Genomic DNA, 20,546 nt, shown 5'->3' with positions numbered 1-20,546 from the left:
GGCCCTTCCACGTGCGTGCGGGGGCCGTCAGGCGGCCGCGGGTTCGGGGGCGCGGGCCGCGGCCGGGGCGCCGGCGGGGGAGTGGTCGCGGGTGCGCAGGGCGAGCGGGATGCGCAGGGCGGCGATCCAGATCAGGGTGGCGCCGAGCATGTGGAGGCCGACCAGCAGCTCCGGGACGTCGGTGAAGTACTGGGCGAAGCCGATCACGGCCTGGAGCAGCAGGCCGATCAGCAGCTCGCGGGCGCGGGCCCTGGCGGCCGGCGGGGCCTTGACGGCGGCGAACACGAAGATCACCGCGATCGAGAGGCCGATCGAGACGAAGGCCAGGTCGGCGTGGGCCTGGGCGAGGCGGTCGTAGTCCAGCGGGATGCGCGGGACCATCTTGTTGTCCTTGGGCGTGCCGGGGTGGTGGCCGGCGCCGGTGACCAGGGTGCCGGCGGCGACCAGCAGGCCGATCGCGACGACCAGGACCTGGCTGAGCCGCCTGATGGGCTCGGCCACCAGCGGGCGGGCCGGGCCGTCGCCCTCCTTGCTCCGCTCCCACATCAGCGTCGCGACCCAGACCAGGCCCATCGCGGCGATCAGGTGCAGGGCCACGGTGTAGGGGTTGAGGCCGGTCAGCACGGTGATGCCGCCGAGCACGGCGTTGCTCATCACCAGCCAGAACTGGGCCCAGCCGAGCCTGGTCAGGCCGCGCCGCCAGGGGCGGTGGCAGCGGGCGGCGAGGATCGCCCAGCCGACGGCGGCGCTCAGCACGTAGGTGAGCATCCGGTTGGCGAACTCGACGACGCCGTGGAAGCCCATCTCGGCGGTCGGGGTGAGGCTCTCGCCGGTGCAGCGCGGCCAGGTGGTGCAGCCGAGGCCGGAGGCGGTGAGCCGGACGGCGCCGCCGGTCACGACGATCACCACGCTCATCACCAGCGCGGCGAACGCGGCGCGCTTGACCATGGCGGCGGAGGGCTGCCAGCGCTCGGCGAGCAGGGAGAAGGGGGTGGTGTTAGGCACGGCGTCCATGGTATGCGGCCTTACAGCCGATCTTGGGGCGGGGCGGGTGGTGCCGTTCCGGTTGAACCGGCGAGTTTTCCCCTGTCGACATAGCGGTAAACCCATGAAGCCTCAAGAGGGCGCAAAAAGGACTGTTCGGGCAACGCGGTCATTGGTCTTGACCAATCACCCGTTTGGCCGAAAGAGTGCGGTTTGGTCCATACCTTTTTCAGGTGGACCCCTCCCACCACCCGCACGTAAGCGGAGAACCTGCACATGCGCATATCCGTTCCCGCCGCAGCGCTCGCGCTCGGTGGATCTCTCGTCCTGGCCGGGCTCATCGCCCCGGCCGCCGCCCACGCCGCCGACCCGAACCAGTGCCTGAGCCTCGGGGTCGCCAACCTCTACGGTGAGTTCGTCGAGGGCGACGACACCCACACGCCGGACGCCGAGGGTGCGGTGGCGGTCGGCGGCAACGCCGACTTCACCGGCGGCTTCTCGGTCGGCCAGGAGCTGACCCCGGACCAGGTCAAGGCGCTGCCAGGCGGCAACGCGCTGGTCGTCGCGGGCAAGCTGGCCGGCGGCAACACCCAGGTGATGAAGGGCAACGGCGTCTACGGCTCGAAGTCCGCCGCCGACGTGATCCAGGCCCACCAGGGCACCGTCGCCCAGGGCGGCTCGCCGATCGACTTCGCCGCCGAGTTCGCCAAGGCGCGCTCCGTCGCCACCACCCTGGCGGGGCTGCCGCAGACCGCCGGCGCCACCGTCGAGGCCAAGGGCAAGGAGCTCTACCTCACCAGCGGCGACGCGAAGTTCAACAGCTTCACGGTCTCCGCCGCCACCCTCCAGGGCGCCACCGACATCTTCGTGAAGGTGCCGGCCGGCGCGGTCACCGTCATCACCGTGACCGGCGCGTCGTACGACCAGGCCGCCGCGAAGACCACCGGCTTCCACCTGTGGGACGAGGGCAAGAAGGCCTACGTCCTGGACGACAAGCTGCAGAGCGCGCACGGCGGCGCCATCCGCTCCAAGCTGCTCTGGAACTTCCCGACCGCCACCAAGGTGGTCAAGAGCAGCACGGCCGCCTGGTCCGGCACCGTGCTGGCGCCGAACGCCGCGTTCGACCTCGGCTCCGCGGCCCCGGTGAACGGCTCGGTCATCGTCAAGTCGCTGACCGGCAAGGGCGGTGCGGAGACGCACCACTACCCGTTCACCGGCTGCCTGCCGACCACCACGCCGCCCACCACGCCGCCGACCACCCCGGCCACCACCCCGCCGGTCGTGGTGCCGAGCACCACGCCGTCCGCGAGCACCACCCCGAGCACGCCGGGCGGCACCGGGACGCCGAGCACGCCGGCCACCCCGGGCACCCCCGGCGCGTCCGTGACGCCGGGTGCCTCGGCCAGCCCGTCCGCGTCGGGCTCCGCCAAGCCGTCCGCGGGCGCCTCGGCGAGCCCGTCGGCCTCCGGGGCGGCCGCTCCGGGCGCCTCGGCCGGCCCGTCGGCCGAGGCCAACGCCGGGGGCGGTCTCGCCCACACCGGCTCCGGCCCGGTCGTGCCGCTGACGATCGCCGGCGCGGTGGTCATCGCCGCCGGTGGCGCGCTGGTCGTGGTCGCGCGTCGGCGCAAGGCGGCCGGCCAGGCCTGACTCCACCACGGGCCGATTCCGGACTGACCCGGATTGCCCGATCGGGCGCCCCCGGTGATCGCGAACGATCACCGGGGGCCGCTCTTTTCGGCCACTGTGACAGAGTTCATGCCACGTTGGCCGAAGCGGTGTCGTGCGAGGCAGCGGGTGTGATGGGCTGCCGATGCACACGCGGATGCGGGCGGAAAAGAGGAAATCCGGCCGCGCAGCGGGGTGTGGAGGGGTGCGGGAGTGCCGGTAGAGTCCCCCGGACAGTCGTAGCGGGCCACCGCTGTTCCACTCAACACGCCTGCTGCACCAGACCGTTCGGAGGGGACAACGAGATGGCTCGACAGCGGCGGCAGACAGTGGCCGGAAGCGGCGCGGCGATCGTGGGGACGGCGGCCGCCGCCGTCCTGCTGCCGGTGGTGCTGGCGACCAGCGCCTCGGCCCACGTGCCGACCTGGCAGGTCACCTGCGACAAGATCGTGGTCGACCTGACCAACTACAGTGCCGAGACGGGCATCAAGAACGCCGTCAGCCTGAGCATCGACGGCGTGAAGGTGCTCGACCAGAAGGAGTTCGGCAAGGAGTTCCACCAGACCTTCCCGGTCGCGGCGCACAGCGCGCCGGTGGACGCCACCCTCGTGGTCACCACCACCGAGGACCCGAAGAACAGCGACTGGAACAAGACCGAGACCAAGACGATCCCGGTCTGCGCGACGCCGACGCCCACCCCGACGCCGACGCCGACGCCCACCCCGACCCCCACGCCGACCCCCACTCCGACGCCGACGCCGACCCCGACGCCCACCCCGACCCGTACGGTGACGCCGACCCCGACGCCGACGCCCACCCGGACGGCGACGCCCACCCCGAGCCGCACGGCGACGCCGACCCCGACCGCGACCTCCACCCCGGTCGCGCCGGCGCTCGCGCAGACCGGTAGCAGCGACGCCACCCCGGTCATCGCGGCCGTCGGCGGCGGCGTGGTGCTGCTCGGCGGCGCGCTCCTGCTGCTCGCCCGCCGCCGCCGCGGCGAGGACGCCGAGGGCACCGAGGGCTGATCCGGAGCACCCCGGACGACGGACGACGGCCCCCGGCTCGGTGATCGAGCCGGGGGCCGTCGCGTCGGGACGGTGCCGACCGCTACTCCCAGCGGAAGAAGCGCGCCGCGGCCGCGAGCCCGGCCACCGCCCAGACGGCCAGGACGCCGAGGTCGGCCCAGGGCGTCCCGGCGCCGTTCTGCAGCACGGCGCGCAGGCCGTCCGAGAGGGCGGCGATCGGCAGCAGCTCCAGCGCCGACTGCACGGCCGAGGGGAACCTGCTCAGCGGCACGACCACCCCGCCGGCCAGCAGCAGCAGGACGAACACCAGGTTGGCGGCGGCCAGCGTCGCCTCCGCGCGCAGCGTGCCGGCCATCAGCAGCCCGAGTCCGGAGAACGCGGCCGTGCCGAGCACCAGCAGCGCGACGACGGCCAGCGGGTTGCCCTGCGGGGACCAGCCGAGGGCCAGCGCGATCGCCGACAGCAGCGCCACCTGGAGCGCCTCGGTGACCAGCACGCAGCCGGTCTTCGCGGTGAGCAGCGCCCAGCGGGGGAGCGGGCTGGCGCCCAGCCGCTTGAGCACGCCGTAGCGGCGCTCGAACCCGGTGGCGATCGCCTGGCCGGTGAACGCGGTGGACATCACCGCGAGCGCGAGCAGTCCCGGGGCGAGGAAGTCCACCCGCTTGCCGGGCCCCTCCACGGCGACGATGTCCACCGCGGAGAAGAGCACCAGCAGCACCGTCGGGATGACCACGGTGAGCAGCAGCTGCTCCCCGTTGCGCAGCAGCATCCTGGTCTCGAACGCGGTCTGGGCGAGCAGCATCCGGCCGACCGGAGCGCCGCCGGGTCGCGGCGCGTAGTCGGCGTGGTCGGTGGTCGTCATGAACGCAGGTCCCGTCCGGTCAGGTCGAGGAAGACGTCTTCGAGGCTGCGGCGCTGTACCGCGAGCCGTTCGGGCATGACCCCGCCGGCCGCGCACCAGGCGGTGACGGTGGCCAGCAGCTGCGGGTCGACCGGCGCCTCGACGCGGTAACCGCCGGGGGAGGTCTCGGCGGCGGTGGCGCCCTCGGGCAGCTCCTTGAGCAGGGTGGCGAGGTCCAGTCCGGGCGGGCCGTCGAAGCGGACCGTCGACTCGGCGCCGTCGCGGCAGAGCTCGTCCGGGGTGCCCTCGGCGATCACCCGGCCGCGGTCCACGACGGCGACCCGGTCGGCGAGCTGCTCGGCCTCCTCCATGTGGTGGGTGGTGACCACCACGGTGACGCCGTCCCGGCGCAGGTCGCGGACCAGCTCCCAGGTGGCGCGCCGGGCCTGCGGGTCGAGGCCGGCGGTGGGCTCGTCCAGGAAGACCAGCTCGGGGCGGCCGACCACGGCCATCGCGAGGGCGAGCCGCTGCTGCTGGCCGCCGGAGAGCCGGCGGTAGGCGGTGCGGCCGCAGGAGCCGAGGCCGAGCCGCTCGACCAGCGCGTCGACGTCCAGCGGGTGGGCGTGCAGCCTTGCGGTGTGCCGGAGCATCTCCACGGCGCGGGCGCCCGCGTAGACGCCGCCGGACTGCAGCATCACGCCGATCCGGGGGCGCAGCCCGGCACCCTGGGCGACCGGGTCGAGGCCGAGCACCCGGACGGTGCCGGCGTCGGGGCGGCGGTAGCCCTCGCAGGTCTCGATGGTGGTGGTCTTGCCGGCGCCGTTGGGGCCGAGAACGGCGGTGACGGCGCCGCGCGCGATGCTGAGGTCGAGACCGTCCACCGCGGTCTTCTCGCCGTAGCGCTTGACCAGCCCGGTGATCTGGACCGCGGGTTCGGGTTGCATACGGGTGAGTCTAAGAGGCCCCAACAGGCCGTTTGCACACTGGGCTTGATCATTTAATCCGCAGGTCAGGTAAGGCTTACCTGCGTGACAGATGCCACGAGTGAGTCCTGCATCACGGCTTGTCCTGTCGGAAGGAATTACGCAACACTGGTGTTGTGAAAAACATGCGCGAGCACCCAGCGGAGCAGGAGGCCGAGTCGGCCCCCGGCTGCGCCGTGCCCGCGACGGCGGCCGAGGTGCTGCTGGACGGCCACCGCGCCACCCGCGACCGGGTCGCCCGCTCCATCCTGGACCACGGCCCGTCCTCCGCCGCCGACCTGGCGAGCCGCCTCGGCCTCACCGCCGCGGCCGTCCGCCGTCACCTGGACGGACTGGCCGCCGCCGGCCTGGTCGAGTCCCGCGAGCAGCGGGTGTACGGCAGCCGCGGCCGGGGCCGCCCGGCCAAGGTCTTCGCCCTCACCGACGGCGGCCGTGACGCCTTCTACCAGGAGTACGACCAGCTCGCGGCCGACGCCCTGCGCTGGATCTCCGAGTCGGTCGGCGGCGGCAAGGCCGGCGAGGAGGCGGTCGCCGCCTTCGCCCGGGCGCGCTTCGGCCGCCAGGCGGAGAGGTACCTGGAGGCGCTGCGCTCCGCCGGGGCGGGGGAGCGCACCGAGGCACTCGCACAGGCACTGAGTGCCGACGGGTACGCTGCCACGGTGCGGCGGGTCCCGTCGGCCGCGGCGAAGGCCCCGGCGGGCGCCCAGCTCTGCCAGCACCACTGCCCGGTCGCGCACATCGCCGAGCAGTTCCCGCAGCTGTGCGAGGCGGAGACCGAGGTCTTCTCCCAGCTGCTGGGCACCCACGTGCAACGGCTGGCCACGATCGCCCACGGCGACGGGGTCTGCACCACCTATGTGCCGGCACCCGGTGCCGCATCGTCGCCCGCCCGGCACACCGCCGCGGGCCGGGACACCGATGCCGCGCCGACTGCCGGTACGTCCACCGAAGATTCAGCGTCCGCGCGTTAGGAAGCCGCATGACTGACACCGTTTCGCACCCCGAGCTCGAAGGCCTCGGCACGTACGAGTACGGCTGGGCCGACCCGGACGTGGCCGGCGCCGCCGCCAAGCGCGGACTGAACGAGGACGTCGTCCGCGACATCTCCGCCAAGAAGAACGAGTCCGAGTGGATGCTGAACCTGCGTCTCAAGGGCCTCAAGCTGTTCGGTAAGAAGCCCATGCCGACCTGGGGCTCCGACCTGTCCGGCATCGACTTCGACAACATCAAGTACTTCGTCCGCTCCACCGAGAAGCAGGCCGAGTCCTGGGAGGACCTGCCGGCGGACATCAAGGCGACGTACGACAAGCTCGGCATCCCGGAGGCGGAGAAGCAGCGCCTGGTCGCCGGCGTCGCCGCCCAGTACGAGTCAGAGGTCGTCTACCACCAGATCCGCGAGGACCTGGAGGAGCAGGGCGTCATCTTCCTGGACACCGACACCGCGCTGCGCGAGCACCCGGAGCTGTTCAAGGAGTACTTCGGCACCGTCATCCCGGCCGGCGACAACAAGTTCGCCGCGCTGAACACGGCGGTCTGGTCCGGCGGCTCCTTCATCTACGTGCCGAAGGGCGTGCGCGTCGACATCCCGCTGCAGGCCTACTTCCGGATCAACACCGAGAACATGGGCCAGTTCGAGCGGACGCTGATCATCGTCGACGAGGACGCCTACGTCCACTACGTCGAGGGCTGCACCGCGCCGATCTACTCCTCCGACTCGCTGCACTCGGCGGTCGTGGAGATCATCGTCAAGAAGGGCGGCCGCTGCCGCTACACGACCATCCAGAACTGGTCGAACAACGTCTACAACCTGGTCACCAAGCGCGCCGTGGCGTACGAGGGCGCGACCATGGAGTGGATCGACGGCAACATCGGCTCCAAGGTCACCATGAAGTACCCGGCCGTCTACCTGATGGGCGAGCACGCCAAGGGCGAGACCCTGTCCATCGCCTTCGCCGGCGAGGGCCAGCACCAGGACGCCGGCGCCAAGATGGTCCACATGGCGCCGAACACCTCCTCCAACATCGTCTCCAAGTCGGTGGCCCGGGGCGGTGGCCGCACCTCCTACCGCGGTCTGATCGAGATCGGCGAGGGCTCCAAGGGCGCCAAGTCCAACGTGCTCTGCGACGCGCTGCTGGTCGACACGATCTCGCGCTCGGACACCTACCCGTACGTGGACGTCCGCGAGGACGACGTGTCCATGGGCCACGAGGCCACCGTCTCCAAGGTCAGCGAGGACCAGCTCTTCTACCTGATGAGCCGCGGCATGACCGAGTTCGAGGCCATGGCGATGATCGTCCGCGGCTTCGTCGAGCCGATCGCGCGCGAACTGCCGATGGAGTACGCGCTGGAGCTGAACCGGCTGATCGAGCTGCAGATGGAGGGCTCCGTCGGCTGAGCCGCCGACCCGCCCGTCACCCATCGACACGCATTTTCAGGAAGAGAGCACAACGAACAGCCATGGCTGACACGCCTTTGAACGTCGCTGCGAACAACACCGGCTCCACCACCGCCGGTTCGATCGAGGTCGGCACCGCCGGCGCCGGCGCCCAGCTGGCCGGCCCCGGCACCGGCCGGGAGAGCGTCCGGCAGCCGATCGACGCCCGCGTCGCGGTCGAGCCGTCCTACGACGTCGCGGACTTCCCGGTGCCCACCGGCCGCGAGGAGGATTGGCGCTTCACCCCGCTGCACCGCCTCGGCGGCCTGCACGACGGCACCGCGGCCGCGGCGGCGAAGGGCGAGGACAAGGTCGAGCTGAGCCTGCCCGACGGCGTCACCGCCGAGACCGTCGGCCGGGACGACGCCCGCCTCGGCAAGGCCGGCAAGCCGGTCGACCGGGTCGCCGCGCAGGCGTTCAGCGCCTTCGAGCAGGCGCTCGTGGTCACCGTCCCCAAGGAGACGGTGCTCACCGAGCCGGTGCGGATCGACGTGCACGGCGAGGGCGGCACCCGCTTCGCCCACGTGGTCATCGACGTCAAGCCGTTCGCCGAGGCCGTCGTGGTGCTGGGCCACACCGGCACCGGCACCCGGGCCGCCAACGTCGAGCTGCTGCTCGGCGACGGTGCCAAGCTCACCTTCGTCTCGGTCCAGGACTGGGACCGCGACGCGGTGCACGCCGCCCAGCAGACCGCGCTGATCGGCCGCGACGCCTCGCTGAAGTCCGTCGTCGTCACCTTCGGCGGCGACGTGGTCCGCCTGCACCCGCGGGTCACCTACGCGGCCCCCGGTGGCGAGGCCGAGCTGTTCGGCCTCTACTTCGCCGACGCCGGCCAGCACCTGGAGCACCGGCTGGTCATCGACCACGACACCCCCCACTGCCGCTCCAACGTCGTCTACAAGGGCGCGCTGCAGGGCCAGGACGCGCACGCGGTGTGGATCGGCGACGTGCTGATCCGGGCCGCCGCCGAGGGCACCGACACCTACGAGCACAACCGCAACCTGGTGCTCACCGACGGCGCCCGGGTCGACTCCGTGCCGAACCTGGAGATCGAGACCGGCGAGATCGTCGGCGCCGGCCACGCCTCCGCCACCGGCCGCTTCGACGACGAGCAGCTGTTCTACCTGCAGGCCCGCGGCATCCCGGCCGACGAGGCCCGCCGCCTGGTGGTGCGCGGCTTCTTCGCCGAGCTGGTCCAGCAGATCGGCGTCGCCGAGATCCAGGACCACCTCATGGCGAAGATCGAGGCCGAGCTGGAATCGGCGGTCTGACCCCGATGAGCTTCCTGCGCGCCTGTGCGCTGAGCGAACTGGCTGAGGACGTGCCCAAGCGCGTGGACCTCAACGGCGTCCCGGTCGCCGTCGTCCGCACCGACGAGGGGGTGTTCGCGATCAACGACATCTGCTCGCACGCGAACGTCTCACTCTCCGAGGGCGAGGTCGAGGACTGCATGATCGAGTGCTGGCTGCACGGCTCCAGCTTCGACCTGCGTTCCGGAAAGCCCTCCGGCCTGCCCGCCACCAAGCCGGTCGCTGTCTACCCCGTAAAGATCGAAGGGGACGATGTGCTCGTCTCCGTCAACCAGGAGTCCTGAGTACACATGGCTACCCTTGAAATCCGCGACCTGCACGTCTCCGTCGAGGCCGAGAACGGCCCCCGGGAGATCCTGAAGGGCGTCGACCTGACCGTGAAGCAGGGCGAGACCCACGCCATCATGGGTCCGAACGGCTCCGGCAAGTCCACCCTTGCCTACTCGCTGGCCGGCCACCCCAAGTACACCGTCACCGGCGGCTCCGTCCTGCTGGACGGCGAGGACGTCCTGGAGATGTCCGTCGACGAGCGCGCCCGGGCCGGCGTCTTCCTGGCCATGCAGTACCCGGTCGAGGTCCCCGGCGTCTCGGTCTCCAACTTCCTGCGCACCGCCGCCACCGCGGTGCGCGGCGAGGCCCCCAAGCTGCGCACCTGGGTGAAGGAGGTCAAGGAGGCGATGGCCGCCCTCCAGATGGACCCGGCCTTCGCCGAGCGCAACGTCAACGAGGGCTTCTCCGGCGGCGAGAAGAAGCGCCACGAGATCCTCCAGCTGGAGCTGCTCAAGCCGAGGATCGCGATCCTCGACGAGACCGACTCCGGCCTGGACGTCGACGCGCTGCGGATCGTCTCCGAGGGCATCAACCGGGTGCGCTCGACCGGTGAGGTGGGCACCCTGCTGGTCACCCACTACACCCGCATCCTGCGGTACATCAAGCCCGACCAGGTCCACGTCTTCGCGGGCGGCCGCATCGTCGAGTCCGGCGGCGCCGAGCTGGCCGACAAGCTGGAGGAAGAGGGCTACGAGGCCTACGTGAAGGGTGGCGCGTCCGAGTGACCCATACCCACGAGTCGCACGGGTCGGCGGTCCTGCCGGGCCTGCTGGACACCGACGCGATCCGCAAGGACTTCCCGGTCCTGCAGCGTCTGCTGCACGACGACAAGCAGCTCGTCTACCTGGACAACGCGGCCACCTCGCAGAAGCCCCGCCAGGTGCTCGACGCGCTGAACGCCTACTACGAGCGGCACAACGCCAACGTCCACCGCGGCGTGCACGTGCTCGCCGAGGAGGCCACCGCGCTGTACGAGGGCGCCCGTGACAAGGTCGCGGCGTTCGTCAACGCGCCGAGCCGCGACGAGGTGATCTTCACCAAGAACGCCTCCGAGTCGCTCAACCTGGTCGCCAACATGCTCGGCTGGGCCGACGAGCCCTACCGGGTGGACGCCGACTCCGAGATCGTCATCACGGAGATGGAGCACCACTCCAACATCGTCCCGTGGCAGCTGCTCTCGCAGCGCACCGGCGCGAAGCTGAAGTGGTTCGGGCTGACCGACGAGGGCCGGCTCGACCTGTCCAACATCGACGAGCTGATCACCGAGAAGACCAAGGTGGTCTCCTTCACCCTGGTCTCCAACCTGCTCGGCACGGTCAACCCGGTCGAGGCCATCGTGCGCAAGGCGCAGGACGTCGGCGCGCTGGTCGTGATCGACGCCTCGCAGGCCGCGCCGCACATGGTGCTGGACGTGCAGGCGCTGGAGGCCGACTTCGTCGCCTTCACCGGTCACAAGATGCTGGCCCCGACCGGCATCGGCGTGCTCTGGGGCCGCCAGGAGCTGCTGGAGGACCTCCCGCCGTTCCTCGGCGGCGGCGAGATGATCGAGACCGTCACCATGGGCTCGTCCACCTACGCCCCGGCGCCGCACAAGTTCGAGGCCGGAACCCCGCCGATCGCCCAGGCGGTCGGGCTGGGCGCGGCCATCGACTACCTGTCCGGCATCGGCATGGAGCGGATCGCCGCCCATGAGCACGCCATCACCGCGTACGCGGTCGAGCGGCTGCTGGAGGTCCCGGACCTGCGGATCATCGGCCCGCGCACGGCCGTCGACCGCGGCGCGGCGATCTCGTTCACGCTCGGCGACATCCACCCGCACGACGTGGGCCAGGTGCTCGACGAGCAGGGCATCGCGGTGCGCGTCGGCCACCACTGCGCGCGGCCGGTCTGCCTGCGGTACGGAATTCCGGCGACCACGCGGGCGTCGTTCTACCTGTACTCGACGCCGGGCGAGGTCGACGCGCTGATCGACGGTCTGCACCACGTCCGGAACTTCTTCGGCTGAGGACGGGGCACGCGACCATGAAGCTCGACTCGATGTACCAGGACATCATCCTGGACCACTACCGCAACCCGCACGGCAAGGGGCTGCGCGACGGTGACGCCGAGGTGCACCACGTCAACCCGACGTGCGGCGACGAGATCACCCTGCGGGTGAGGCTCGACGGCGGCACCGTCGCCGACGTCTCGTACGAGTCCCAGGGCTGTTCGATCAGCCAGGCCAGCGCCTCGGTGCTGAACGACCTGGTGGTCGGCAAGACCGTGGGCGAGGCGCAGGCGGTCCAGGAGGCCTTCCTGGAGCTGATGCAGAGCAAGGGCCAGGCCGAGGGCGACGAGGAGGTGCTGGAGGACGCCGTCGCGTTCGCCGGCGTCTCCAAGTACCCGGCCCGGGTCAAGTGCGCCCTGCTCAGCTGGATGGCCTGGAAGGACGCCACCGCCAAGGCCCTCGCCGAGCACCCCACCGTCACCGACTGACCCCGCAGAGGAGGACAACCACCATGAGCGACGAAACCACCTCCCCTGCGGAGGAGACCGCGTCCGGCCCGGTCGGCACCAGCGCCGGCACCGTCTCCGTCGAGGACCTGACCGAGGCCCTGATGGACGTCGTCGACCCCGAACTGGGCATCGACGTCGTCAACCTCGGCCTGATCTACGGCGTCCACATCGACGAGTCCGACGTGGCCACCATCGACATGACCCTCACCTCGGCGGCCTGCCCGCTGACCGACGTCATCGAGGACCAGGCCAAGACCGCCACCGACGGCCTCGTCCAGGACCTGCGCATCAACTGGGTCTGGATGCCGCCGTGGGGCCCCGACAAGATCACCGACGACGGCCGCGAGCAGCTCCGCGCCCTCGGCTTCAACGTCTGAGGCCTGCCGTTCCCGGGTGGCCCCTTCCCCTCTTCCGGGGGAAGGGGCCACGCGTGTTTCAGCTACCCGTGGCCTTCGCGACCAGCCCGCCGATCCGGTCGACGGCGGTGGAGGGGCCGGGGAAGAACCGGTTCCTGGTCAGCGCGAAGGCGATCCCGGTCGCGGTGTCGGCGTACGCCGCGCTGCCGCCCATGCCGGGCATGCCGAAGGTGCTGAGCGTCTGCTGCGGGTCGGCCCCGGGCCGGCCGAGGTTGTAGCCCAGCGCGCGCGGCACCGGGAACCCGATCAGCTGGTCGACCTCGGCCGTGGCCAGGGCCGTGATCTCGCGCAGCCGCTCCTCCGGCACCAGCCGGACGCCGTCCACCTCGCCGAGCAGCGCGGCGTACATCCTGGCCACCGCGCGGGCGGACATCGTGCCGCCCGAGGGGATCTCCGAGGTGAGCACCACGGGGTCGTTGCCGTACGCGGCGCTCGGGGTCACGGCGGGCGGCGTGGCCCTGAACAGCGGCAGGTCGGCGGGCATCGCCGCCATCATCTCGGCGGAACCGGGCGCGTCCTCAAGCCGTGCGAGCCGCCCGAGCCCGGACTCCGGGACGGCGAGGAACAGTTCGTCGGCGATGCCCAGCGGCTCCGCCACCTCCTCCCCGAGCACCTCAGAGATGGGCTTCCCGGTGGCCCGGCGGACGATCTCGCCCATCACGAAGCCCCAGGTCATCGCGTGGTAACCGGTCCTGGTCCCGGGCTCCCACCAGGGCTCGGCGTCGGCGATGAGCGCACACATCCCGTCCCAGTCCGCCAAGTCCCGCACCGTGAGCCCGGCCGGCACCGCCGGGACGCCGAGCGAGTGCGTCAGCGCGTGGCGCACGGTCGCCTTGTTCTTGCCGTGCGCCCCGAACTCGGGCCACAGCTCCACGATCGCCTGGTCGTAGTCGATCACCCCGCGCTCCGCCAGCACGTGCACCACCGTCGCGGTCACCCCCTTCCCGGTGGAGGCGCTGTAGAACGGAGTGTCCGGGCCGACCGCCCGCCCACTCCCCGGATCGGCGACCCCCGCCGCCACGTCCACCACCAGCTCCCCGTGGCGGTACACCGCGACCTGGACGCCCAGCTCCTCGCCCGACTCCACCATCTCGTCCACGACCCGCTGCACGAGCTCCTGCATCCCGCTCTCCTCCTCGGCTGCGGTGCCCTGTGCACCGCTCACCCTTGGGTCGCCACCGGGGGAGCGATCTCGACAAGCGCCGCGAGCTGCGGGGTGTCGTAGACGTGCGCCTCGCTGCGGAGCGTCCCGTCGGGCAGCCGGACCTTCTCGACGCGGTAGTACCCGGCGTCGGTCGGCTCCTTCAGGGCTTTGCGGACGACCCCACGCCCCCGCGGACCGGTGTCGGCCATGTGCCGCCCGTCCTCCCGCCAGCCGTCAGGCCGGGAGAGCGGATCCGCGAGCAGACCGCGGGCGGTGTAGCTCAACTTCCGGTACTGCAACAGGGAGTTGGGAAGAACGGTGAAGTTGCGCATGTGGGCGCTACGCGATGGATGTGCATGGGAGAGCTGCGCTCCTGTTGCCGGACCCCGGGGTGTTCTTGAGCGCGGAACGTACCACGCCATTTGACGCAGCGTGAGTTGTTCGTGACTACCTGGCGGCGGTGAGGTCCCCGCTCGCGACGGCCGCGCGGAGGACCGTGGCGATCTCCTGCGGCAGGAGGTTGACCGCGTCGAGGGCTCCGGTGGTCAGCGGGATCTCCTCCAGGAGGTACTCGCCCCGCCCTTCCTGGCTGAACTCGGGACCGCTGCGGTCCTCGAAGCTCCACTTCTCGATGGTGGCGAGGTAGAAGTCCTGGCGCTCGCCGCCGCCCTCCATGGTGTGGAGCGGGCCGACGATCTCCGCTTCACCGGCGATCTCTTCACGCACCTCGCGCAACAGGGCGTCCTCGGGGCTTGCGTCGGTCGGCTCGACCTTGCCACCGACGATCACCCAGTACGGGTCGACGCCGGGGCGGATGCGCTTGATCAGCAGCATGGTGTCGTTCGGGGTGAGGAGGACGGCGCGGACTCGGTGCTGCATGGTGCCTTCTTTCTGGGCGGGGCGGGCCATTTCTTGCTCAACGGCCCGGAGACTTTGGGGTACCGGGTGTCGGCCGCGTGCCGATGCACGCGGCCGACACCTGAAGCGCTTGGCCTGCTCGGGTGGAGACGGTGAGAGTGGCGTGCACGATCTTGCCGCGCGGCCAGAGGATCACGCCCCATCGCTGCCGGGTGAGCTTATCGGCCAGGAAGAGTCCTCGGCCGGACTCGGCATCCGGGCCGGTATCGATCAGCACCGGCAGCATCGCCGACCCGTCCGCGACCAGCAGCTGACGCCACCTGCGAGGTGCTGGGCGAGTGGAAGTTCGGTGAGGCGGTTCGGTTGCCGGAGCCGTTTGATGTCGAGATCAGGACGGATGCCTGGAGGCCCTGGGGATGGGACAGCGCCGCCCCGGAACGGACGGCGTTCCGGGGCGGCGGTGGTTGTGTGGTGGTCAGGTGGTGCGGGGGCGCTTGGCTACGGCTAGGGCCAGGGTGGCGCAGAGGAGGGCGGCCAGGAGGGTGAAGCCGCTGGTGGCGGGGAGGAGGCCGTAGATCTGGACGAGGGCGCCCACGGCGACGATGGGGAGGGAGGAGCCGAGGTAGATGATGATCCAGAGGGAGCTCAGCTCGGAGCCCCTCCGTTCGGGGTTCATCGCGGCGACGGCGGTGGTGAAGAGGGAGCGGAAGGCGATGCCCTGGCAGGCGCCGCCGAGGACGCTGCCGATGAAGAGGAGGGCGGGGGTGCCGGTGTACTGGGCGGTGACGACCAGGCCCAGGCCGGTGGCCAGGCCGGCCATGCCGAGGGCGATGACCAGGCGGTCGGCGGTGGGTGGGACGAGGAGCTGGGCGATCGCGGAGGAGCCGAGCAGGAGGGCCGCGACCACGGCGCCGGTCAGCTTGGAGTCGGTGTGCAGCAGCTTGGCGGCGAAGGCCGGGGCCAGGCTGAGGTAGACGCCGAAGACCGCGTAGGAGATGAATCCGGCCGTGGCGGCGAGCAGGAACTCGCGGCGGCCGGTGCGCGGCAGCCGGGGGCGCTGGGGGCGCAGGTGGGCCGGGGTGGTGATGCGGGGCGGCGCGGCCGGTGGGCGGTTGCGGCCGGGCATGCGGGGGTGGACGAGGGCGAGCGGCACGCAGAGTGCGAGCAGGGCGATCGAGTGCAGCAGGAACGGGCTGAGCAGCGGGTCGGAACCGTTGGCCAGCAGGGCGCCGATCACCGGGCCGAGGGCGACGCCGCCCGCCGAGCAGGCCAAGGTGATCTTGGCAGCCCGGGCCGGGTGGTCCGGCATCAGGTCGCCCAAGGCGGCTCCGGCGGCGCCCGTCGACAGTCCGACGGCGATGCCCTGGACGGCGCGGCCGGCGGCGAGCTGCCAGAAGCTGTCGGAGGTCGCGAAGACGACGTCGCCGACGGCGGACAGCGCGACGGCGGGCAGGATCAGGGCGCGTCGGCCCAGGTGGTCGGACCAGTGGCCGACCACGGCCAGCACCGGGACCAGCGCGAACACGTAGATCGCGAAGAGGATCGTGGTGTCCAGCGCGGTCAGGTGCAGTTGCCGCTGGAGCAGCGAGTAGATCGGCGTGGCCAGGTTGGCGCCGATCAGCATGAGGAGCAGGGCGGCGGCGACGAGGCCGACGCGCACTCCGCGCAGCGCGTTCCAGCGGCTGATCGCGGAGAGCTGGAGCTGGGCGCGGGGCGCGAGCTCCAGGGGAAGCAGGGCCTCCGACAGTCGGCGTCCGTCGAACTGCGCGGTGCGCAGGCCGGAGCCGGCGGGGGAGAGGTCCGCCATGGCAGGGGTCTCCTGTGGCCGGGCACCACCCGGGTCGGCGGGGTGTGCCGGCGCGCCCGTCCTGGCGGCGCTGTGGTGGTGGCCTCGGTGCGGGCTCCCTGGTGGGGCAGGTGAGCTGAGAAGGGGGCTACGTTGCCCGTCGGCGCGCGCGGGGTTGTGCGCGGTACCGACTTCGAAGGATAAGGGGTGGGCGCACGGTCGCGGCGCGCGCCCCTGGCGGCCGGGCATCGGGCGTGCCCGGCCTATACGCTGAGGTGGTGGACCGGTGACGCGGAGGTGATCTCCACCGCGGGGCCCGGCTGACCGCTCGGCGTAGGGAGAACGCGCAACGATGGCCGCACGACGTCGTAGGAACGCCGACACCCCGGCGGCGGGTGCGCCGGGCGAGGGCGCGGTGCTGCCCGCCGACCTGGAGCTGCAGGATCTGTACGGGGCGTTCGCCGCGCACGGGCTGGACGACGACGACCTGGACGACGCGGCGGTGCTGGTGCCGCCGATCGCGCTGCCGTCCGAACCGGAGCTGGCCGGGCTGGCGAAGGCCGTCCCGATGTTCGGCTGGGCGCTGGCGCTGGCCCGCTGGGCGGCGCCGCACCGCGCGGTGGACGAGTTCGGCGACCTCACCGGCCCCGACCGCGCCCCGGCCGCCCGGCTGCTGGGCCTGGCCCCCGCGGAGGGGGACGCGCCGGAGGAGGCGGTGGTCGAGGCGATGCGCGCCTGGTCGCTGGCCTGTGACCTGGACCTGGTCGAGATCGGCACCACGGCGGCCGGCGAGCACGTCGCGGTCCCCGGCCCGGACCTGGAGCCGGCCGAGGCGGGTGACGCCGACACCGTCCTGGAGCTGTGGCTGACGGCCGCCGGGATCGTCCGCGAGCTGGCGGTGGAGGCGGACTCCCAGGAGCTGGAGGCGGAGGACGGGGAGCAGGCGGAGGAGGACGAGGACGGCCTGAACGAGGTCGAGGAGGCCCGGGACGAGGCCGCCGAGCTGCTCGACGAGGCCCTCCAGGTGCTGTACGAGACCACCGCCTTCGCCGAGCCGGGCCATGAGACGGTTCCGCTGGGCGTGCTGGCGGCGCTGCTGGTGGTCCCGGAGGGCGAGGAGCCGAGCGACGAGCTGCTCGGCGACATCACCGATGTGATGGTCGCCCTGGACCCGATGCTCGCCGACCTCGCCGAGCTGGGCGTGCTGGAGTACCGGCCGATCGACCCGGAGCTCTTCGACGAGGAGGACGAGGGGGAGGGCCGGCCCGCCGCCCAGGCGGAGCCGGCCGAGCTGGACGAGGCGGAGTCCGCCCGGTTCGGGCTGGTCCGGCTGACCCCGCTGGGCCAGTACGGGATCCGGCAGTGGCTGCTGGAGGACGGCTACGACGCGCCGCTGGTCGGCGACCTGGCCCGGGGCGACGCCGCCGAGCTGCTCCGCGGGGTCAGCGAGGCCGCCAATGTGCTGCCCGAGGAGGAGCTGAAGGTCTGGGTGGCCGGCCGGGAGCCGGTGGCGGCGGCGCGCGAGCTGCTCGCGGCGGCGCGCGGCATCGACGCGTACGCCCCGATGCGGCGGCTGCTCTGCCACTCGGCGCTGACCCTGCTCGGCGCGCCCGCCGAGCCGGCCGTCCGGGAGGTGCTGGACGACCCGGAGCTGGGCGGCGGCGCGCGGGCCTGGCTGGTCTCGCTCGGCGTGGCGGACGTGCCCGCGCCGGACCGGGCGATGGCGCTGTGGACGGTCGTGGACGCCTTCGCGGCCCAGCTGCTGGACACCGGGGGCGATCCGGACCAGCTGCGCGACCTGGTCGCCGAGCTGCCGGTGACCGACGAGCCGGGCGGCTACTTCGGCGAGCTGTGGCGGGTCGAGCACCCGTACACGGCGGACGTGCTGGAGGCGGTCGGCGAGCTGCACCCGGACCGGGCGGTGGCGAAGGAGGCCCGCAAGGCCGCGTTCAAGGCGCGCTCCAAGGGCTGAGTGACCGGGCCGGGCCCGTGGGGCGGGCCGGTGGGCCGGGTCAGCGGGGCAGGTCGAGCGAGCCGTCCTCGGCGAAGGCGAAGAAGGGGTTGTGGGCCAGCTCCCAGAGGTGGCCGTCCGGGTCCTCGAAGTACCCGGAGTAACCGCCCCAGCCGGTTGCCCCGGGCGGCCTGACCACGACGGCGCCGGCCGCCACCGCCGTCTCCAGGGCGCTGTCCACCAGGGCCGGCGACTCCAGGTTCACGGCGAGGGTGACGCCCCGGAACGCCGGTTCGCCGACGGACGGCACGCCCGCCTCGGCGGCCAGCTCCTCGTGCGGGTACAGACCGAGCACCGAATCGGCGGTGCGGAACCAGACGACGTCCGGGCTGGAGGCGGCGGAGCGGTGCCAGCCGAGCGCCTCGTAGAAGCGGGCGCTGCGGTCGAGGTCGCTCACACCGAGGGTGACGACGCTGAGCCGGGCCGGGACGGGCGTGGTTGCTGTCATGCCCGCCAGCGTAGGGACGGGGACCGACAGCGGCTCCCCGGACGCGGCCGTCCGGCGGCACGGCCGATCCGCCCGGCGGGCAAAGGGCCTGATGACCCGGCAGGTCGGGCCACGTATCGTTGCCCGGGTGTCGACGGCACGGTGCCGACAGCACGGTGAGGACGGCGAGGACAGGGGGTGCGGCGCGGGATGACGCGGGCGAGCGGAGGGGGCCGGGACGGCCGGTACGGGGACGGTGCGGGGACGGTGGACCCGTGCGACCGTCCGGGCGGACGCCCGGAGGAGTGCCCGAACCACCGCCCGGGCGAACCCCTGGACGGACACCGGGACGGTCACCCGTCCGGGTCCCCGGGCCGGCACCCGGACGGGTGTCCGATCGGCGACCTGGAGGAGTTCCTGGGCGTCCAGGAGGAGTTCGCCCGCCGCACCCTCGTCGCGGCCGACTTCCCGGTGTACGGCATCGCGCCGGGCCCGGCCGGCGGCGCGCTGGTCGCCTACGGGACGGACCCCGGCCCCGCGGTGGGCGCCGGGGGACCGGGAGGCGCCGGACCGGAGGCGGAGCGGGCCGGGCGCACCGGGGCGTGGGCCGCGCCCGGCTGGATCGAGGTCGGCTTCGGCGACTGGACCTCGCCGGACGGCCCCTATGTCACGGTGCGCACCCACCGGCCGGGCGCCGACCGCTTCGAGCCGCTGCCCGAGCTGGAGGACGTGGTCGAGGACGAGCGCGACCGGGTCTACGAGCAGCTCGGCGTCGACGAGGGGGACACGCCCGGCCGGGTGCGGGCGCTGCGCGAGTGGATCACCGTCGACGGCGAACCGTGCGCCGTCGAGGTGCACGAGGACCGGCGCGGCCTGTGGTCCGGTGCGGCGCTGCCCGGCTGCCGCCCGGTCGGCGGGGCCGAGCCGGTCTGGGCGGGCCGGTTCCTGGTGGACGGGCTGACCGTCACGGTCTGCGGGCGCGGCGTGCCGCCGGGCGGCGTCGAGCTGGCGCGGATCGGGGACCACGAGCGCTACCTGAGCGGCCGCACCGCGCTGCTGCGCGAGCTGGCCGTCCGCCGCGCCCGGAACCTGCCGGTGGAGCAGCGCGAACTCTCCCCGGTCACCGGGCTGGAGGCGCACCGGGCGGTGATCGCGCACGGCATCAGCGAGGCCGCCGCGCTGGAGGCGCGGCTGCGCTCCGGGCGCCCGCCCCGCCCGCTCCGGGGGGCGCGGGCGGAGGCCGGGGCGCTGCGCTGGGAGGCGGCGGTGCGCCAGCAGATGCGGCTGGCCTCGGAGAGCCGGGTGGAGGCGGCCGAGGCGGTGGCCGCGATGGTCGAACAGCTCGGCCGGCTCTCCCAGGTGACGCACTGGGTGGTGGGCACGCCCGAGGGCGACGCCGCGGTGGAGGAGTCGATCCGGTACGCGGTGTTCGCCAGCGAGGTGGCGAGCGTGCCGGCGCAGCGCGCCTGGCGGCAGGTCCGGCGGGGCGAGCGCGCCGAGCGCGGGGAGCAGCGGATGGGCGAGCAGCTGTGGCTGGCGGCCTGGGAGCAGTGGCGGGCGGCCCGGGCCGGGCGGTGATCCCCGGGCCCGCGGAGGAGCTGACGGTCCGTTGGAGGCCGAACGGCGGGTGACGTCGGCCCGACCTGTGGTGTGACCTGTGGTGACGGGGTAAAAGGTGAGTCACGGGTTCGCATAAGGTCGGCAAATGACCACCTCGGCGAGGTGTCCGCGACACCGGGCGTTCACCGGGCGGGCCGAGTCTGCTGGGCGTCGACGACCATCCTCGACACCTCGCACGCCACGCACCGGGGGCTCCCCGGTCGGCGCCCCACC

21 protein-coding genes are annotated in these 20,546 nt (G+C 72.7%); 12 read left to right on the top strand and 9 right to left on the bottom strand.

Annotation, left to right across the window (positions count from 1 at the left end):
- Window positions 1–27 precede the first annotated feature (27 nt).
- Window positions 28–1,014, bottom strand: coding sequence for a heme A synthase (locus ACFVFS_RS09775; RefSeq protein WP_380622044.1), 987 nt, complete (start codon window positions 1,012–1,014; stop codon window positions 28–30).
- A 246-nt stretch (window positions 1,015–1,260) separates the two neighbouring features.
- Here ACFVFS_RS09775 and ACFVFS_RS09770 point away from each other — a divergent pair, with 246 nt between their 5' ends.
- Entirely contained in the window at window positions 1,261–2,631 is a 1,371-nt protein-coding gene (locus ACFVFS_RS09770) for a choice-of-anchor A family protein (RefSeq protein ID WP_380622042.1), read from the top strand.
- A 323-nt stretch (window positions 2,632–2,954) separates the two neighbouring features.
- A complete protein-coding gene (locus tag ACFVFS_RS09765) occupies window positions 2,955–3,677 on the top strand; it encodes an LAETG motif-containing sortase-dependent surface protein (RefSeq protein WP_380622039.1) in 723 nt (240 codons plus the stop codon).
- Window positions 3,678–3,759: 82 nt separating this feature from the next.
- Here ACFVFS_RS09765 and ACFVFS_RS09760 read toward each other — a convergent pair whose 3' ends face one another.
- Window positions 3,760–4,539 carry an ABC transporter permease gene (locus ACFVFS_RS09760; protein ID WP_380622036.1) on the bottom strand — a complete coding sequence of 260 codons (780 nt, stop codon included), beginning with the start codon at window positions 4,537–4,539 and terminating at the stop codon, window positions 3,760–3,762.
- Window positions 4,536–5,462 (bottom strand): ABC transporter ATP-binding protein, encoded by a 927-nt coding sequence (locus ACFVFS_RS09755; protein WP_380622033.1) that lies wholly within the window; start codon window positions 5,460–5,462, stop codon window positions 4,536–4,538. The genes ACFVFS_RS09760 and ACFVFS_RS09755 overlap by 4 nt, the downstream gene beginning before the upstream one ends.
- Before the next feature lie 164 nt (window positions 5,463–5,626).
- On the opposite strand from ACFVFS_RS09755, the gene ACFVFS_RS09750 reads away from it, so the two are divergent.
- The 8 genes from ACFVFS_RS09750 (at window position 5,627) to ACFVFS_RS09715 (ending at window position 12,448) form a co-directional block, all read left to right on the top strand.
- The gene (locus tag ACFVFS_RS09750; protein WP_380622030.1) at window positions 5,627–6,472 is read left to right on the top strand and encodes a helix-turn-helix transcriptional regulator; all 846 of its coding nucleotides are present in this window, start codon (window positions 5,627–5,629) and stop codon (window positions 6,470–6,472) included.
- Window positions 6,473–6,480: 8 nt separating this feature from the next.
- Window positions 6,481–7,896: a Fe-S cluster assembly protein SufB gene (sufB, locus tag ACFVFS_RS09745; protein ID WP_344324900.1), complete on the top strand. Its 1,416-nt coding sequence runs from the start codon at window positions 6,481–6,483 to the stop codon at window positions 7,894–7,896.
- Window positions 7,897–7,958: 62 nt separating this feature from the next.
- Complete coding sequence (gene sufD, locus ACFVFS_RS09740; RefSeq protein ID WP_380622026.1) at window positions 7,959–9,206, top strand: Fe-S cluster assembly protein SufD; 1,248 nt, start codon at window positions 7,959–7,961, stop codon at window positions 9,204–9,206.
- Between the two features lie 5 nt (window positions 9,207–9,211).
- Window positions 9,212–9,529 (top strand): non-heme iron oxygenase ferredoxin subunit, encoded by a 318-nt coding sequence (locus tag ACFVFS_RS09735; RefSeq protein ID WP_355369096.1) that lies wholly within the window; start codon window positions 9,212–9,214, stop codon window positions 9,527–9,529.
- 6 nt (window positions 9,530–9,535) lie between these two features.
- Window positions 9,536–10,300: a Fe-S cluster assembly ATPase SufC gene (sufC, locus tag ACFVFS_RS09730; protein ID WP_380622023.1), complete on the top strand. Its 765-nt coding sequence runs from the start codon at window positions 9,536–9,538 to the stop codon at window positions 10,298–10,300.
- A 32-nt stretch (window positions 10,301–10,332) separates the two neighbouring features.
- Window positions 10,333–11,580, top strand: a complete 1,248-nt coding sequence (locus tag ACFVFS_RS09725; RefSeq protein ID WP_380622109.1) for a cysteine desulfurase — start codon at window positions 10,333–10,335, stop codon at window positions 11,578–11,580.
- A gap of 17 nt (window positions 11,581–11,597) precedes the next feature.
- Window positions 11,598–12,050 (top strand): Fe-S cluster assembly sulfur transfer protein SufU, encoded by a 453-nt coding sequence (gene sufU / locus ACFVFS_RS09720; RefSeq protein ID WP_380622020.1) that lies wholly within the window; start codon window positions 11,598–11,600, stop codon window positions 12,048–12,050.
- 23 nt (window positions 12,051–12,073) lie between these two features.
- On the top strand, window positions 12,074–12,448 hold the full coding sequence (locus tag ACFVFS_RS09715; RefSeq protein ID WP_376088450.1) for a metal-sulfur cluster assembly factor: 375 nt from the start codon (window positions 12,074–12,076) through the stop codon (window positions 12,446–12,448).
- A gap of 58 nt (window positions 12,449–12,506) precedes the next feature.
- Here the strand turns inward: ACFVFS_RS09715 and ACFVFS_RS09710 are convergent, their stop codons facing one another.
- The 5 genes from ACFVFS_RS09710 to ACFVFS_RS09690 form a co-directional block, all read right to left on the bottom strand.
- Window positions 12,507–13,610, bottom strand: a complete 1,104-nt coding sequence (locus ACFVFS_RS09710; RefSeq protein ID WP_380622018.1) for a serine hydrolase domain-containing protein — start codon at window positions 13,608–13,610, stop codon at window positions 12,507–12,509.
- Window positions 13,611–13,648: 38 nt separating this feature from the next.
- Window positions 13,649–13,963: a hypothetical protein gene (locus ACFVFS_RS09705; RefSeq protein WP_380622015.1), complete on the bottom strand. Its 315-nt coding sequence runs from the start codon at window positions 13,961–13,963 to the stop codon at window positions 13,649–13,651.
- 115 nt (window positions 13,964–14,078) lie between these two features.
- Entirely contained in the window at window positions 14,079–14,510 is a 432-nt protein-coding gene (locus tag ACFVFS_RS09700) for an NUDIX domain-containing protein (protein WP_380622012.1), read from the bottom strand.
- Between the two features lie 37 nt (window positions 14,511–14,547).
- The gene (locus ACFVFS_RS09695) at window positions 14,548–14,775 is read right to left on the bottom strand and encodes a hypothetical protein (protein ID WP_380622009.1); all 228 of its coding nucleotides are present in this window, start codon (window positions 14,773–14,775) and stop codon (window positions 14,548–14,550) included.
- A 189-nt stretch (window positions 14,776–14,964) separates the two neighbouring features.
- Window positions 14,965–16,296, bottom strand: coding sequence for an MFS transporter (locus tag ACFVFS_RS09690; protein ID WP_380622006.1), 1,332 nt, complete (start codon window positions 16,294–16,296; stop codon window positions 14,965–14,967).
- Between the two features lie 331 nt (window positions 16,297–16,627).
- Between ACFVFS_RS09690 and ACFVFS_RS09685 the strand changes: the two genes are divergently transcribed.
- Entirely contained in the window at window positions 16,628–18,247 is a 1,620-nt protein-coding gene (locus tag ACFVFS_RS09685) for a hypothetical protein (protein WP_380622003.1), read from the top strand.
- A gap of 40 nt (window positions 18,248–18,287) precedes the next feature.
- On the opposite strand, the gene ACFVFS_RS09680 is transcribed toward ACFVFS_RS09685, so the two are convergent.
- A complete protein-coding gene (locus ACFVFS_RS09680) occupies window positions 18,288–18,734 on the bottom strand; it encodes a VOC family protein (protein WP_380622000.1) in 447 nt (148 codons plus the stop codon).
- A gap of 246 nt (window positions 18,735–18,980) precedes the next feature.
- Between ACFVFS_RS09680 and ACFVFS_RS09675 the strand changes: the two genes are divergently transcribed.
- Window positions 18,981–20,291 (top strand): hypothetical protein, encoded by a 1,311-nt coding sequence (locus ACFVFS_RS09675; protein ID WP_380621997.1) that lies wholly within the window; start codon window positions 18,981–18,983, stop codon window positions 20,289–20,291.
- Window positions 20,292–20,546: the final 255 nt, after the last annotated feature.

Origin of the sequence: Kitasatospora sp. NPDC057692, from assembly GCF_042799475.1 — a bacterium.
Classification (GTDB): domain Bacteria; phylum Actinomycetota; class Actinomycetes; order Streptomycetales; family Streptomycetaceae; genus Kitasatospora.
The sequence above is the reverse complement of the archived record's forward strand: the minus strand, read 5'-3'. Positions and strand labels throughout refer to the sequence as shown.